The 445-nt window shown below is 48.1% G+C and carries 1 protein-coding gene; it reads right to left on the minus strand.

Going from position 1 to position 445, the window contains the following annotated elements:
* Positions 1-445, minus strand: a 445-nt coding sequence (locus A6D97_RS01095; protein WP_139074284.1) for a tandem-95 repeat protein, incomplete at both ends; no start/stop codon positions are given.

The following is a 445-nucleotide window of genomic DNA, read 5'->3' on the forward strand; positions in this document are numbered from 1 at the left end:
CGTATCGGTGCCGTCTGATACATCAAAACCGAAGTTTACGTCGCCATTGAAGTTTTCATTCGGTGCGAAGGTGTATGTGCCATTACCGTTGTCGGTAAGGATACCGTCGCCACCATCGTAGGTCACACCTTCAACCGTTAGGTTGTCACCTTCAATGTCTGTCGCGCCTGTAAGCAGATCCGCGTCTGTGAACAGTAAAGTACCGTCTTCTTCAACACTGAATTGCTGATCTTGAGGAACTGGCAGGTCATTGATTGGGTTAACGGTTAAATCGGCAGAAGCTTGAACGGTATTGGTACCATCTGAGATATCGAAGCTGATATCAATGTCGCCATTGAAGTTCTCATCTGGCGTGATGGTGAAACTGCCGTCATCATTAGCTACAACCGTTGCATCTCCACCAACCGTAAGGTCGCTAGCTGTCAGGTCATCGCCTTCAACATCT

The organism is Vibrio sp. ZF57 (assembly GCF_001691235.1).
GTDB lineage: Bacteria > Pseudomonadota > Gammaproteobacteria > Enterobacterales > Vibrionaceae > Vibrio > Vibrio crassostreae_C.